The sequence below is a fragment of the Candidatus Margulisiibacteriota bacterium genome, assembly GCA_041661965.1.
Lineage (GTDB): Bacteria > Margulisbacteria > WOR-1 > O2-12-FULL-45-9 > XYB2-FULL-48-7 > XYB2-FULL-45-9.
The window spans coordinates 349,871-365,403 of sequence record JBAZTH010000003.1 but is presented as its reverse complement, the minus strand read 5'-3'; the positions used below and the strand labels follow the sequence as shown (position 1 = coordinate 365,403).

Genomic DNA, 15,533 nt, shown 5'->3' with positions numbered 1-15,533 from the left:
TACTCCTCCTTAAGTCGCGACTTCAACCTTCTTAATTTTATCATAATTCCAAGGAATATTCGACTCCTTGGAGAGCCGGTCCAGGATCTGCAGGGCAGTTTTCCGTTTATTCCGCAGGTAGTTCGAATCCCTGGCCTGCAGCGCCCCGTCCATCATGTTCAGTTCATGCTCGACCTCGGCAAAGACCTTGTCGTTCATCTTGTTCCGGATCGCTTCTAAGTCTTTATCGTCAAGTTCGACCCCCAATTTCACCAGGTTACGGAGGACATTCTTGATCTTCTTTTCGGTCATCGTCCAGGCAGCCCCCTGCAGTTTGGCGTAGGAAGCTCTTTCGCCAAAACCCTCTTCCAGCATCTGGATCAGTTTGAGCTTGGCCAGCTGGCGCCCCTCTTTTTCCAGGCGAGAGAAGTCATCCATTTTGATCCCCAGCTTAACCAACCCATTTCTGGTCCGGATCATTTTGAAGGAGACATCCAGATTTCCCCGCCAGTCGCCGCTGATCGCCCGCTGCATGTAAAGGACCCGCATCCGTTCCATCAGGACATCTTTTTCTTCTTCTTCACTATATTGGTATTGCTGACGCTCGCCGGAATCACTGTTCTCTCCCATCTGGGCCTGGGCGGCCAGCTCGTTACCGAAGATCGGGATCAACCCCTGGTCATTGATCATCTTGGAAGCGGCCTGCATAAAGTTATTAACGTCAAAGCCGCACTTGCTCGCGACCTTAAGCAATTCATTGATCTCCCGCTCCGCTTTGGCCGCTTCATCGCCGTCGGCGATCATCTTCTTGGCAACCGCGCGGGAAAGTTCGTCCTGCATAAAGGTGTTGATCTCTTCCTTGGCCTGGCCAGCCGCTTCATCGATCGAACCCTTTAGAGAGGTGTTCATTCCGCCGAATTCCTTGCCGCCGATCCGTTCGTTCAAATAGGCCCAGTCGGCCGCCTTGAGAACCCCGTTGTGAGCGATCATCGATTCGATCTTCCCCTGGGCGAAGAGCTCTTTTTGGAAAGATTCTTTAACCTGCTTCATCACTTCCTGACGGACCGATTTGGCAATGTCGGCCCGGTACTTCATCAGTTCCCCGGCTTTGACCTTGCCGTGTTCAATCAGGTTGCTTTCCTGCTTCTCAACTTGTTTCTTTAGTTCGGTCCCGCCGTTGACCAGGAACTGGGAATAGGTCTTTAAATAATCCCTGACTTCCGGCTGCCGCTGGCTATCGCCCTCTTCCCCGCCGCGTTCCTGGCTCCCTTTGTTGGAAGTTTTGCCGATCCGGCTGTTGGCCAACTTGATCGTAACCGTATCGCTGTAATCTTCTTTTCCTTCCGGTACCGCTCCTTCACGCTCAAACTTCCCCAGGATCTTGTCGGTCGAGAAGGCATCGCCGAGTTTGGTCATCAGCGAAGCCAGCAGTTGGTTCCCCGCTTTATTGCCGGTCGCCCCGTTCAGGGCCTGCTTAACGACGCTCTCGGCGTTACTGACACGGGTATCGCGGGCTTCCCGGATAACTTCTTCTTTATTGGCGTCGGAAACCCGGTCGGCCGCCGCCATGTTGGCGGCGATCGCCTGTTGTTGGATATTATTCTGCTGGACGGGCATTATATTTTTCCTCCAAAGCCTTGGCCTCGGCCTGATATTTGGCCGTTTTCACCTGGTCGCCTTTTTTGGCATAAGCGTCGGCCAGGACGACCCGCGGGATGATCTTGTCCCGGATCGGGTCGACGGTTTCTTCGCTTTTCTGCAGCGCTTCTTCCATTAAGGCGATCGCCGGGTCAAGCTGTTCAACGCCGATCAACAAGGTCGCGATCACGCTCTTGGGAGCGATCGCTTCCGGATCGAGCGCCAGTACTTCCTTGGCCAGAGCGAACGACTCCTTGAACTTCCCGATCTTGAGGCCGATCTCGGCCATTTTAATCAGGGCGTCCTTTTTCAACCGGCCGTCATAACCGGCAAATTCAACCGCTTTAGCGTAGGTGTCATAAGCTTCGGGCAGTCGTTTATCTTCCTTTAACAGATCGGCCAAGAGAAAATTAACGTAGGGATCGTTGGCCTGATCGCGGAGGTGATTCTCGTACATCCGATAATAGCGGGCTTTCTTCTCCGCCATCCGCTGGGCAGTCAGGAAGCGTCCCCAGTGATAGATAACGATCGGCAGGATCTCGCCGTCCACCAGCTTCCCTTTGGCATCGACAACCTGCTCGTTGATGGTCCGTTCAAAATGGATCCCTTCCCCCCGCCGGAAAACCTTGACTCGAGGGTAGCTCGTCCCCCGGACAGTCTGGCCATAAGGGGATTCGGTCAGGATCAACTGGTAAGCCTTATGCTCGGCCGGAGCTTCATTAAGCGATTTGAGCAGCGCCGCCAGCTCTTCTTCTTTAAGATATTCATCGGCATCGAGCCACATGATCCAGGGACTTTTAGCGAGGGAAAGACTAAAGTTGCGGGCGGCGGCAAAATCATTGATCCATTCGAAATTGCGGACCGTCGCGCCAAGGCTTTCGGCGGTTTCAATCGTCGCGTCGGTCGATCCGGTATCGACGATGATCACTTCAGCGGCCAGTTTGACCAGCGCCGGTAAGGTTAGCTTTAAGTTCTCCGCTTCGTTCTTGACGATCATGCAGATCGAGAGCATGGCAACTCCTTTTAAGCGAGCGCTTTGACTTCAGTCCGGTGGAGGCAGTCAAGCTTCTGGGTATTTTCGGTTATCTTATACCCTTTGTCAATCAACTGGTCAAATTGGCTGGTATATCTTTCGCGCAGGCTTTCCGCCTTGCGAATATAGGAATGAAGCCGTTCCAGCTTGATGAGCAGATCTTTTTTATCGGAGCCGAGCATGTTCATTTCATACTCGAGATTTGATCGCTCGGCATATAATTCGGAGAGGACTTTGCCGAACGCCAGGACTTTTTGTTCCACAAACCAGGCGGGAGAATACTCGTTCCTGATCCCCAGCCGTTCCGCCTGGACCAGAAGCTGGTTCTTAAGTTCATTAACGACCTTGTTTTGCGCTTTACTTTTTCTGCCCATTTAGGCAATCCCCACTTCTTGATAAGCCTCGGTCTCGACGACCTGGCGCATATTTCCCCGGTTCTCGCTCCGCATCGCGACCGTCACCTCCTGCCGAACTTGCTGAAGTTTTCCCTGTTCAACACCCAGAATGGTCAGGCGATTGAAAATGTTATCAATTGACCATTTGGCCATGCTGGCGAGCGGCAGGTTCCAGTGGAAAGTGTTGCGAAAGACTTCTTCGTAAGACTGGAGAAGTTTGGAGGTCAATTGATCTTTAAATTGCTGAAGTTTTGCCTGCGCCCCGCGGGTGGAAACAACCGGTTGGAAAGTAGTCGTCCGGGAAACAGTCGAGGTCGATAAAACCAAACTATCGGCGACCCCGGCTTTTAGGTTAGCGTCACCCTGGCTGTCCTTGTCCCAATTAAAGCCGGTTTCACGGGTTGAATCACCGGACCGGAGCTCGCCGGCTTCCCGCGCGGCCAAGTTATCACTTGCCGGATTGCGGTACATCGCGGCATAATATTTATCGGCGCTATTGCCAACCTGCGCTCCAATTGCTTGATTAGTAGTCATAATTAAACACCCTTCTCCTACTAATTATATCGGATTTTGAGGGGAAAAACTTGCACTATTCAGGGGGTCTTTTTAGGCTTTTTTAGCGGCTTTTTTGGGCCCTTGGGAAGCCGTTTTTCTGTCCGAATGGGATTTTTCAGCCCTCTTGGCGTCGGTTTTCTGTTCCAGGTTCTTCTGCGCCTGCTTCTGGGCGATTTCAGCTTTCTTGATCATGGTTTCGCCGAATTTTTCCGCCTTTTTATAGCTGGATTTGATCTTGTTCAAATTCTTCTCGTCTTGAGATTCATCGTCTCGGATCCGGTCTTTTTCTTCCTCAAACTTTTCCTGCGCCCGTTTGTAGCGGAATTTCTCGGCCGACTCCATGAAGTTGTAAACGTTCATTCTAGCCTTATCTTTAATCTCGCCGTAGCGGATCATGTTCCCCAGTTCATAGACCGCCCAACTGTTGAAATACGGTTCTAAGTTCCCGCTCCGTCCCGCGATCTCCTGGGTATCCAAGCCGCCGATCAACATTCTGGTATAGTTCCGGTGGTTGTAGTAGTCACTATATGAATTCGGGTTAAGGTAAGACAACCCATATTTCGCTTTTAATGATTCATAAACGCCGGTCCATTCCGGGCTGTTTTCCTGATACTGACTGTCATCAGTTTTAATAAAGTTATTACTCCGGGAATCATAGCGCCAGTCAAAGTATGGACCGGAAACCCGGTCCCAACCGTAACTGCGGGCCGCCCCAGGGTTAGAGATCGACCAGGGGACCTTGATCCCGTTATCTTCCACATAACCATTTTCCTGGTCCTTTTTAGTGAAGTCGATCACTGGCCCATAGGTTTCCGATTTCGGCATATTGTTATAACCGGCCAAAACCTTATTGGCGCCGAACCACTGTTCCAGAAGCCATTTGGCCGCCTGGAGCTGGGGACCATAACCCTGGAGACCATCCGGCAAAGCGATATCTTCCGGTTTGGTGTTGATAGTCAGGTTGGCCAAATTGCTTCTTAAAAAGGCCATAACCGAAGAATTCAAGGGAATGCCCCTTGATTCGATAAACCGGAACAAGGCCCCTTTGCCGCCGCTAAAGTCGCCGTCCTGATAATTCCTCGCCCCCAGATCATTAGAAAACTGTTGAAAAGCATAACGATCGAGGACCCCGGCGGCATAACCCCGATGTTGATCGGTCGCGGAAAACATCGCCATTTCGTTCAGGAAAAGATGCTGCATCTCAAAGAGGATCCGGAAAGCATTGACCCCATGAGAGAGCGCGGAGCGGCTGTTTTCACTTAGCCATTTATCAAAATGGGCCATCATCTGCTTGTCGTCCCAGGTCAGAGAGACCGGGCCAAAGATCTTTTCCGAAATCGAATAAACTCTATTCCTGGACTCAACCATGACCGCGACCAAAAGAAATTTCTCCCGGTCGCTCATCGACAGATAAGAAGCGCCAGTCCGGTCAGGCTGGGTCGCGTTCATGACGAGCTGGTAAAAGCTCTGGTTCTGGTATTTATTGAGCATGGCGTTGACTTCGTCCCAACTGGAACCAATCGAGGTCAGGAAAGAATTGATAAAGAAAGGCCGGTTGACATCAGGATCAAGCGATGCATCCTTATCTTTCGGGATTTTATTGTTCGTGAAAAGAGCGGCTAACCCGCCGACCGGGGTCCGCTCCTCAAGGTGGTTCCATTCCCGCCCTTCGGCGATAAAATCGACGTTCCCCAGCCCGGTGCCGACTTTTTCTCCCCAGAAATACTCGCCGGCCGAGGCCCCGATGGTAAAATGGTTAAAGCCATAAACCCAATCGGTGTGCCAATTCCAGGCGTTGTAGCCCAGCGCTTCGTACTTATTCGCGACTTCTTCGTTGGTTCTCGGCTTCCAGTTCGCGTCGCCATAATGGTCTTTATTAGCGTATTGATCGCCGTATAGCGCATTGGCCTGGCTATCATTGAGGGTGTATTCGTTCAAGGACTGGTACCATTCTTCCGACAGGTCCCACCCCGCCACAGTCTTTTTGGCCTCTTCTTCTTCCGGCCGGCGGCGCCCTTCAAAAGAGAGCTGCTGCATTTTGGGGAAAAACTTGAACATCTCCATGACGAAATTAAAGTCCTGGGACAGCTCCTTATTCTTGGTTGGAAAGTTAAGGATGTCCGGCTGGACGTTATATTGTCTTCGGGGTTTCGCTAGGAAGTTAGTTGACATTCAGTCTCCTCCGGCTTATTTAGCCGAACAAACCGTAGGTCATTTTGTCGAGCTCGGAGCGTTTTTTGACGGAATCAAGGAGCGATTCCATCTGCTGTTGGATTTGGTCCATGGTGTAAGACGAAAGAACGGCAAAAGAAGCGTCGGACGGTTTGACTTTCTGGTTCGGGAACGACGGGAAGGTCATTTCACTGTCATTGATCATCGCGTCCGAGATCTGCGCCAGGATATCGACAAACTCGTTATACTTCGATTTGATTGTAGTCTTGGCGTCAAAACTGGACTCGACATTCCCGGTATATATAATTGGATTTAACCCTGCCATTTTATTTCGTCTCCTTTATTGGATTGACTGATCCCTAAGTCATGAGAAGAGCTTTCCCATGAGTTAGGGAGGGGGATCGCTCCCCCTCCCAAATTTCGTTTACTGAATCGCCATCTGCTGGATCCGTTTGGAATTAGCTTCAGCCTTAGTAAAGGTCGAAGTCCCATGTTCAGCAGCGCCCGTTAATTTATTGATGCAATACTGCAGTTTAACAATACCACCGTCAGTCACATTTCCGGAGGCACCCGTAACGTCGCCGGATTTAGCCGCCGCGGAAAGACTATCGATGTTACTAGCCAACTCTTCGATCTTAGCGCCGAGAGTTTCCTGAACTTTATCCAGAGCATTTCCTAAATCATTAACCGCACCTGAGTAAGTAGACATACCTTGTTCACCTCCTGTTTATTTCGCCCGCCTGTCGAGAGCGGGAACTCGTTCAACCCTTGACATATACTTATCGGGACCGCCTGCAAAAAACTTGCATGCGATTTCAGCCTTTTTTTCAGACGACCGTGTTATGGTTCAGGCCCGCCTGGGGCATAGAGAACATTTCCGAGATCATCTTTTTTACCGCCTGGGAATCGACGCTATTTATGGTCTGATCGTCCTGCTTCAGCGCGCTGCTGACCCGATCATTAAGACGAGAAAGGGGGTCATTCCCTCCCCCCAAACCGGAGAGGCTGTTATCCCCCCGCTGAAGGTCACTGCTGACTGAAGAGTTACTTGAAATATCCATTCCATATATTTATCGTGGGGATAGGGGGAAAACTTGCGCCCTCAACCCTCTCCCTTTACAGCTTACAGCTTTAAGCTTTAAGCTGTAAGCTGTAAGCTGTAAGCTTCTTACTGGGTGAGGGTCATGTGGGGTTGAACCGCTTACGCCTTGCCGCCCTTGCCGGTCACGCAGATGTTCATCTTGGTCGAGGAACTGCCGACGGCTGATTTAGCCTGGGCAATGATATTCTTAATGAAAAGGTCCTGGATATCTTTCCTGGATATCTGGGCGCTCTCACTAGCTTTTGGGGCTTGCGCCGCCGCGTTATAAGAACCGCCAACATTGTTAACACTAGCCATTAAACTCACCTCTCACTTAATTATCGGACGATTAAGCCGAAAACTTGCATCCAATAGCCCTCACCCGAGTGGAACCGCTTGTTTAGCTAGTACTTAGCAACCCTCTCCCAGAGGGAGAGGGAGTTTTGAGGTTGTTGACGAGAAGAATCACTCCTTCTCCCTTTGGGAGAAGGTTGGAAAGAATAAGTCGTTGTTTGGTTCAACCTGGATGAGGGCTATTTCCTCTCCCCCTCCAGCTTGCTCTTAATCATCTTCTTCAGCTTTTTAATGTTCTCTAAAGTCGCTTTTTCTTCAACTTCTTCTTTGTCGTAATAGAGGGTCTCTTCGAGGTCGCGCCAGTTATCGAATTCCAGCCCCTCTTTCCCCCCTTTATTATTAACCTTCTTTTGCGCGGTCGCGGCAAGCTCACCCAGGGCCGCTTTGAAATCGATCCCGCCGGGGGTAGCAGTCTTCTTGCTCTCCTGATGATTGTTTACTTTATTGTTCGGATTTACCCCAAAAATCCCGTCCATTATGATACCCCTCCCATCGTTGACGATCCGTTACCGCGATACGAAGCTAAAACGCGATCCTGCTCTTCCTGCAATTGATCGGCTTTGCTCTTGTAGCCGTTACCGCCCTTACTCCCTTCCCCATTGCCATTCCCGCCACTGTGCCCTAAATTCCCAGCCTTCGCTACCGCTTCCCGGTTGCCCGCCGACCGGACTTTCTCTTGATCTTCCTTAGCCTTGATCTCTTCCTTTTTAGCTAGCTCTCTTTCCTTGGCAAGCTCACGCTGGACCATGGCGATCTGCTGATTGATCTGGGAGCATTGCCCCTTAATCTCCACCAGTTTGGCCTTGGCGGCTACAACTTTTTGTTCGGCCTCTTTGACCTGTCTGTCGAGCTGTTCATTAAGCTGGCCCTTCACCCCTTCAATCATATCGAGGGTCGGTTTAACATTAGGATCGTTAGGATTTTGCGCAAGCACGGCTGCCTTTTCCGCTTCGAGAGAGGAAAGAAGCGCTCCGCGTTGAGTTTTTAAGACTTTAACTTCATCAGACAATTTTTTAATCTCATCAACTGTTTGAGAGTACTTCTTAACCAAGTCATCCCTATCTCTTACCAACTGTTCTAAGACTTGCTGATAAGTTGCTGGTTCCTGACTCCCCTTGGTCGCGACATGAGCCTGGATTTTGGCATTTGCCTGCGCGATGCTTTGCTCCTGCTTCGCGGCGTCCGCCATTTTAATGTTTATGTTTTTCGATATTTCATCGGCCCTTTGAAGATGAGCCCGGCTGGCATTGACCGCCGGACGATCGGTGCTGAATTGCGGGCGAACCGGGTTTGTCTGCTGAACCGGCGCCGGCTGACTGACAGCCGCCGCTAGTGAAGCTCTGACCGGGTCGATCTGCGGTTTCAGTTCCGGCCGTTCGGCCGCTAACCGCTCCAGAAGCTTGACCCCGTTCTCCGGGGTCACCCGCTTTTGGTCGACCGCTTCTCTGACAAACTTGACCGGGTCATCGCTCTCTTTAACGAATTTATAGGTCGCGTTAAGATCGGTATTCAGGTTGGCATGCGGGACCAGGCCGGCCGGGACGGCCGCTTCAGTCTTCTCATTGGCGCTTATCGTCCAGGGGTTCTTCGGCTTGGCGGTCGAGGCCAAGAGCGACCCGCTCCGGTTAACCCCATCCATCCAGGTATTAACCATTTGTTCCGCCCGCTGGAGCGAGATTGCCGCGGCGGTCGGAGTCGAGTAGGACGAGATCATCACTTCAGAGTCTAACGCTTCGGCCTCGTTAGCGCCGGTAGTTTCGTAGATCCCGCTCCCTTCCGAAGAAGCGGTGGACGATTCACCGGAAAGAGCGGACGATTTTTTGGCGGTTTTACCGTCTCTAACGGCATCGAGTTTGGATTCACTGTGACTTGATTTTTTCTCTTCCTGCCCCTTGTCCCAAACTTCGCCGCCATAAAACGACCAGAAAGTATTGACCAAAGAAATAGAGGCTGAAGCAATGCTATAGGCCCGATAAGAGCTTTGGACATCGTCGATCTTACCCCGTAATTCAGTTAGCCGGCCTTTTTTTGCGGACGAATCAACCCCATCGGGATTTGGAGCTACTTTTGGCTCCTGACCAGGAACCGCCGCCTGCGCTGAAGGGGTCGTGGTTGCCCCGGCAGTTGGAGGAGCTGGCTGATTGGGCGAAACCGGTTGGTTTGCCGGCGCCGGCGTCGGTGTGACCGGTGGTTTATTAGCGTCCCCAGCCGGAGCGGCCGGGGCCGGGGTCGGCGGAGTGACCGGTTGATTGGTCGCCGCCGTAGTTGAAGCGGCCGCCGGTTTGGCAGTTTGCAGGTTAGACTCCTGTCTTGTCGCCGTATTTTCATAGTCCTTACTTAAAGTATCGGCCTCTGTCGCTTTGGTCGCCGCGACCGCGCCAAGCGCGACGGAAACAGCGCTCATCACCACGCTGAAACTGCTGACGAACATTTGCCGTTCAGCCTGGGAGATCTGGTTTTGTCTTTCGACCAGAGTTTGGACTCCTTGGGTTAAAGCGCCAAGGATTGCCTGGGTGACCCGCTCCTGCGGCGAAGCGAGATCGGTCTGGTCGGCGATCGGACCGCCGCCGACCCCGACTTTCCGGCGGATCGCCTGGCTGAAGGAGTCGCGGGCGGAGAGGAGGATCAACAAGCTCTTGCGTAAATTATTTAAAGCGTGCATCCGGGAATTAAGAATTCCGGTGATTTCGCCGTTGACCGCCCCGGTCCCCCCCTGCAGGGTCTGGACCAAGTTCTCCCCCATTTCCTGGAAGACCTGGTTTTCCAGCGCGGCCAGTTTATCAAAATTATCCTGTTCAGTTTTTTGCCGGCGGTTCCCCCGGATCTCTTTCACCGCTTTATCGGAACTGTAATTGTTATAGGCGCCGTAATCATCTGTCGCCCAAATCGCGTTCATGATCAGACTGGCCGTTCCATTTACCAATCCCATTAAACCGGGTGTAATATTTCTGGAAACCGCGGCCGCCGTTTCACCGACGACACCGGGGGAATAACCAGCCCCCATCCCGGCCGCCGCCACGACAACGTTGGTCGCGAAGGAAAAGGTCGCCATATTGGCCGCTTTCTGCGCGTCGCGGGCCCGGTTCTGGACCGCCGCTTTGTCGGACAGCATCCGGGTGACCGAAGCGACTATCGCCATCGCCTGGGTCAAGCCCCGCTGGGCGACAATATTGCCGAGATCGGTCGTTTCGGAAGTACTGATCCCTAAGACCTGGCGGCGGGTCGAGGCGCTCTGGCGGATCATCGCGTTCCTAATCTCAACCAGGAACTGGCGGATATTTTGAATATTGAGCATCTGCTGATAGGCTTTACCGACCAGAGTGTAGTTAACCCCGGAATAACCATCACCGGTGCCGACTAAACCATTGGCCATGAGCTCTTCAATAGCGGCGTTTTCCAGCTGGTAAAGTTTATCTTCGGCAATTTGCGATTGCTGGGCCGCTTTCCGCCGCTCCGTCATCAACCGGTCAAATTCCTGGCTGTGCGATTCATATTTCATTCCGTAGCCGCTCGCTTCGGAGTGGCTTTCGATGTAATTATAAAGGGACGAACCGATCGCCGAACCAATCCCCATTAAAGCCGGAACAACCGCCAAACCGCCGGCGCCCGGGATCGCGGCGCACAAAGCGCCGAGGCCGGCGCCGATCACGCCGGAGGTACTGCTCCAAAAAGCCTTGCTCGCCATGATCTCATTCTGGCGGGCGATGTTTTTGGCCGTCACTTTCTCCTGCAACTGGAACTTGATCGCCTGGGTCATCAGCTGGCGCTGGTGAAGCGAATTTTCAAGGTTATTGATAAGATACCCTTCGCCATGGTCTTTGATCGCTTTCTCCAGGACGATCCCGAGGATCGCCCGGTTCAGGTCGCGCTGGGCTTTTTTGAGATAAACGATCATTTTGACCAGGTTCTGGATCGATTGCTGGCGAACTTCCATGGCGGACAAGGCTCTTGAATTCAGATTGCAATACCCGTCTTGCGTCGTTTCGATCAGGCCGGACCCCATCCCGCTGATAACTTCGTTTTCCGCTCTTTCCGCATCGTCGATAACATCGGTCACGCTCCGGCGTTTCTGCAGGTCGACCCCGCCAGCCTTCGAGAAAGTCGGGTCGTTGACATCGTAATTATCGTCAACGCCGGCCGCGATGGCGGAGCCAATCGAATTCAACCCAGCGGCGCCAAGGCCGGCCAGCGCGCTGCAAAGCGAAATGACGGCGATAGTGGCCGGAGCGGCCAGCGCGCCGAAGGAAAAAACTGACGCCACGACTGCCAGGACCACCGCCACGACCTGCAAACCGATACTGGCAATCTTCCACCCCTGGGCTGCTTTTAGCTTTTCAATGTTCTTGGAGATCTGGACCTCCGAGTTGTGCGCTTTAACCTTCATCATCAGGGTATTGTAAGCGTTATCAAAGAACATGTTCGCCATGTTGAAGACGCCCTCCGAAGCAATCATCCGGTACTGCAGTTTGGAAGAGTGGGGCGAGATCTCCAGGACCGATTCACGGACCGAATCGGAAAGTTCCTGCTGGGCCGACTGCAGATAAGCGATCGCCCGGTAGATGTTTTCCGCCTGGACCATCCGGTCGCGGATCTCGCTTAAAATATCCTGAAAGAGGTTCCCCATGTTGTCGGCGTCGTAATAATCCTCATAACCGCCGGCGATCATTCCGGCGTTGGCATCCGACACCCTCTGGTTGAGCTCGCGAAGCGACTTGCCGATCGCCCGCCCTTCCGGAGTGTTCATCTGTTCGAAAACAATCGCCATCGTTTGCAGGGCGTACTGCAAGGCCGTGAGGTTGGCCGAAAGCGCGGCGCTATACTGCTGGGTCGCTTCCAGCTTAGCTTTTTCGTTGTCAATATCCTGCTGGCCGCCGGAGAAGTAGTTGCCGACGTCGTCATACCAGGCGCGGTCTTCTTTTTCTTCTTCAAGCTCTTTCATTCGCTGTTGGTAGACCTGCATGTTGTGGTTATAAATTTTCTTGTAGAGGCTGGAAATGAACTGCTGGACGATCTTCAGCTTCTCTTTGGCGTTCTTGAACATCTTCTCTTTGGCGGCGGCGGTCGCTTCGTCCGCCCCTTCTTCCGGCTGAAGCTCGAAAAGGATATCCCGCAATTTACTGCTCAATTCATCCTGGGAGTCGAGGACCATCTTCATCGCCAATTGCGCGTTGGTCAGGAGGTTAAGAAAAATAAGGAGATTGGCCAGCTTTTCGCCGTTAACCGACTGGTAGCCGTTCCCGGCATCGCTGGTATAGTCGCTGTCGTTGATCCCGGCGAACATCTCGTCGACGGTCGCTTCCGAGTTGTCCAGGGAACCGGTGGCGTGGTCGACCGCGCTGTTGTATTCATCGCTGTTCTCGATGTAACCGGAGTCATAATCCCCGCTCATCGTCGTGGTAGAGCCGGTCTGGCTGGTCGAAGAAGAACTGTTAACGCCGGAAGTATCGCCGGTTTCGTCAGTCGAAAATTGTTCGTCGTCGTTAGGCAGATAAGGGATTTCGCCCGGTACGCCGATGTCGTCCCGGCTTTTAATATCTTCGATATATTTTGGGGTAATTCCGTTAATAGGCATTGCTAATTATATATCGGTTCCCGGGGGAGAAAACTTGCGCGACGGAAGGCTATTTTTTTGGCGTGGTTTTGCCAAGAACTTCATTGATTTTCTTGTTTTCTTCACCCATTTTTCGCAGCAGTTCTTTAAGTTTAAGATCAACCTCGTCGGCCTTGTTCTTGGCAACCTGATAATTGAGTTTGGCGACGATAAAAAACCAGATGTTAAGCCCAATGATAAAAAAAGTCAGCGTTAAAAAAAAGGTCGGCCAGTGGAAATCCTTAAATATCTCAATCATGGTTGTACCCTACCATAGCCTTTTTTGAAAATCAATTAGTAATCACGACCGCCATGACTTGGGGTCGCGGCCCTATTGACCGGATAAGTTACCGGCCCGGCATAAGCAATCACGACTGGCGCCTGGGGCGGCAGACTGCCGGCTTGAGGCGGAGGTGAAGCCCCCGGCACAAATTGCCCGGGCATCGCCACCCGGCTATTGCGGAGACGGCCCAGGATCTGCATGACCTGGGTCTTGTTCTTGGTTTTATCGTCGTCAAACAATTTAAGGGCCTGGTTAAGATCGGCCGCGTCCTGCGGCGAATTAAGCTGAATCTCGTCAATTTTAATGCCGTAAGCGCTTTCCAACTTTTCGATCATCTTCCCTTGCTCGACCAGAGCCGACCATTGGTCTTCCGTTATGGTTATGTTTTTAGTCATCCACTCCTCAACCCGCTTATCAAACAATTGCCGGGTCAGGCCATGCTTCAGGTTCAGATCGGAAACATCAATCCCGCTCTCTTTAAGATCTTTAGCAAATTTCGTCATCATGTCGAGGGCAAACCAGTCCCAGGTATCCTGGGTCGGCGCGTCGCCCGACCGCAAACCGGAACGGGCTTTGGCGTTCTGCCAGGCATCTCTGACGACTGGATTTGTGGAATTCTCCCAGTAACTTGCTCCCCGATCTTTAATCGTTCTCGTAAATTCTTTGGTCGGGACAATAGTGATATCGGTCGATTCGCACATGTATTTGAGGCCGATAGCCGTCAGGTGGTCGATCCGCTGCAGGAGGGAGATCCGTTTTTCCAGGTCCCCCAGGGTCAGGCTGTCGCGGACCGTCCCGTCGGTCCCGCTGCCAGCGAAAGCAGACCAAAACTTATCGGTCACCGTGTCGATGCCGTAGAACTGAAGGATTTGTTCGAGTTCGTCCCGGGTGATTTTCCCGTCTTGGACCGCGGCATCCCAAACCTGTTTGTACGATTTGGTCGTCCCGCCGATCCCCAGGACCCCGCCGAATTTCTGTTCCGCGTTATCGGCCGGATGTTTACCGGTCATCCGATAAAGCATCCCGCTAACGTTGATCATCGTGGGGTGTCTATCCGACGGCAAAGCAGCGCGGCCGACCGAGTCGGTCCTCGGCGGCGCGGAAGTTGGGGTGGCTACGGTTCCAACACTCATTAAATTATCTCCTTAAACGACCACGCCAGGACGTTTTTGCTCCTGGGTTGTTTGCAATTGGCCAGGAACCGCGGCAGTCTCCGGAGTCCCCGGATCGGCCAAAACGACCGGACCAGATTCGCTGTCCTTAAATTGTTTAGAAACAGCGGCTCCGCTGTCCTCAATTTCAGAGCCAAGCTTATTGGAATTACCTCTGATGTCTTCCCTTGAACCCGGTTTTTTGCCGACATAGGAGGCCCTTGATTCGGCAACTCCGGACGTAAAATTTATGTCGCTAAATGCCATACACCTTTCCTCCTACACTAATTCCCTACACTCAACATATCGGTCAAACCGGCCAAAAACTTGCATCACTCAACCGGCAAGGCCGCCTGTTTGGCCGCCGACTCCCCACCAAAGGGGGCAATGGCGACTGAAACATAGTGGACCAGGCCGCTCCGCTGGGCGCAGGCGTAATCGACACTGAATCCCCGGTAATTGAGCCCCAAACCGGAGGTCAGGCTCTCTTTGTCCCGGCCGACCCGGAAAGCCAGGCCGTCCGTTACCCGCCATTCACAACCAAGCTGGTTGGTATCGGCGCTCCAGATCAGCCCCCCATCCAGAAGCTTCCCGGAAATACCGAGCAAAAGCCCGGCTTTGCCATCATTGGCGGTTAACGATCCGCCTTGATTCGCTTTCTCACTGCTCATCATGTTCTGGACCGCCATCCCCAGCGAAAGATTATTGTTCGGTTTGAACATCGTCGCCAAATCAACGTCGACATTCGAGCCCGCGTCCTGGGCCAACCCCTGGGCCGAGTTGAATTTACGGCTGGAAAGTTTAACGTTCACACCATAAGAGAGGACCCCGAGACTGTTGGGGACCGACATCGCTTTATTTAGTTCATTAGCGTAGGAGAGGTAAACGGTCTGGGAACTATAAGAAACAATATTTTCCGAGTAAAACTCGCTGAAATCAAGATTACCGATCGCCGCCTGGTCGGTTGAGGAAGAATAAGCTATCCCGAAATTACCGATATTGGTCACCTCTACCCCGCCGATCAAGCTCGACTGGCGGTAGCTGGAGATCCGGGTCGCGATCAGGCTCGACTCCCGATTGATGGAGGTCAAACCGGCCGGGTTCACGACAATAGCGTTAACGTCGTCGGCCAACCCGGTAAAAGCGCCCCCCATACCCATCGCGCGCGCCCCAAGATCGAAGGCGAAAGACGGAACCGCAAATATAACCAATAGGAAAAGTACGGCAAATTTTTTCATTCGCTCACCCCTTCACGATTCTTATCGGACTGGGAGAGGGAAAACTTGCGTCCTTATAATGATA

15 protein-coding genes are annotated in these 15,533 nt (G+C 52.5%); all 15 read right to left on the bottom strand.

The features are described 5' to 3' along the window. Positions 1-9: 9 nt before the first annotated feature. Positions 10-1,596, bottom strand: a complete 1,587-nt coding sequence (locus WC772_07565; GenBank protein MFA6170608.1) for a hypothetical protein — start codon at positions 1,594-1,596, stop codon at positions 10-12. Then, a complete protein-coding gene (locus WC772_07560; protein MFA6170607.1) occupies positions 1,577-2,629 on the bottom strand; it encodes a glycosyltransferase in 1,053 nt (350 codons plus the stop codon). Before WC772_07560 ends, WC772_07565 begins: the two co-directional genes overlap by 20 nt. Before the next feature lie 11 nt (positions 2,630-2,640). After that, positions 2,641-3,024, bottom strand: a complete 384-nt coding sequence (locus WC772_07555; protein MFA6170606.1) for a hypothetical protein — start codon at positions 3,022-3,024, stop codon at positions 2,641-2,643. Next, on the bottom strand, positions 3,025-3,579 hold the full coding sequence (locus WC772_07550; protein MFA6170605.1) for a hypothetical protein: 555 nt from the start codon (positions 3,577-3,579) through the stop codon (positions 3,025-3,027). It abuts the gene before it with no gap. A 72-nt stretch (positions 3,580-3,651) separates the two neighbouring features. Next, a complete protein-coding gene (locus tag WC772_07545; protein MFA6170604.1) occupies positions 3,652-5,772 on the bottom strand; it encodes a hypothetical protein in 2,121 nt (706 codons plus the stop codon). A gap of 19 nt (positions 5,773-5,791) precedes the next feature. Next, positions 5,792-6,097, bottom strand: a complete 306-nt coding sequence (locus WC772_07540; protein ID MFA6170603.1) for a hypothetical protein — start codon at positions 6,095-6,097, stop codon at positions 5,792-5,794. A gap of 99 nt (positions 6,098-6,196) precedes the next feature. Next, a complete protein-coding gene (locus WC772_07535; GenBank protein MFA6170602.1) occupies positions 6,197-6,481 on the bottom strand; it encodes a hypothetical protein in 285 nt (94 codons plus the stop codon). Between the two features lie 118 nt (positions 6,482-6,599). Next, complete coding sequence (locus WC772_07530; GenBank protein MFA6170601.1) at positions 6,600-6,833, bottom strand: hypothetical protein; 234 nt, start codon at positions 6,831-6,833, stop codon at positions 6,600-6,602. A gap of 140 nt (positions 6,834-6,973) precedes the next feature. Then, positions 6,974-7,171, bottom strand: a complete 198-nt coding sequence (locus tag WC772_07525; GenBank protein ID MFA6170600.1) for a hypothetical protein — start codon at positions 7,169-7,171, stop codon at positions 6,974-6,976. A gap of 215 nt (positions 7,172-7,386) precedes the next feature. Further along, on the bottom strand, positions 7,387-7,683 hold the full coding sequence (locus WC772_07520; GenBank protein ID MFA6170599.1) for a hypothetical protein: 297 nt from the start codon (positions 7,681-7,683) through the stop codon (positions 7,387-7,389). Next, positions 7,683-12,779: a hypothetical protein gene (locus WC772_07515; GenBank protein MFA6170598.1), complete on the bottom strand. Its 5,097-nt coding sequence runs from the start codon at positions 12,777-12,779 to the stop codon at positions 7,683-7,685. Before WC772_07515 ends, WC772_07520 begins: the two co-directional genes overlap by 1 nt. Positions 12,780-12,828: 49 nt before the next feature. Next, positions 12,829-13,056 carry a hypothetical protein gene (locus WC772_07510; protein ID MFA6170597.1) on the bottom strand — a complete coding sequence of 76 codons (228 nt, stop codon included), beginning with the start codon at positions 13,054-13,056 and terminating at the stop codon, positions 12,829-12,831. A 35-nt stretch (positions 13,057-13,091) separates the two neighbouring features. Further along, positions 13,092-14,213: a hypothetical protein gene (locus WC772_07505; GenBank protein ID MFA6170596.1), complete on the bottom strand. Its 1,122-nt coding sequence runs from the start codon at positions 14,211-14,213 to the stop codon at positions 13,092-13,094. Between the two features lie 12 nt (positions 14,214-14,225). Next, positions 14,226-14,498: a hypothetical protein gene (locus tag WC772_07500; GenBank protein ID MFA6170595.1), complete on the bottom strand. Its 273-nt coding sequence runs from the start codon at positions 14,496-14,498 to the stop codon at positions 14,226-14,228. A gap of 65 nt (positions 14,499-14,563) precedes the next feature. After that, the gene (locus WC772_07495) at positions 14,564-15,469 is read right to left on the bottom strand and encodes a hypothetical protein (GenBank protein MFA6170594.1); all 906 of its coding nucleotides are present in this window, start codon (positions 15,467-15,469) and stop codon (positions 14,564-14,566) included. Between the last annotated feature and the right edge of the window lie 64 nt (positions 15,470-15,533).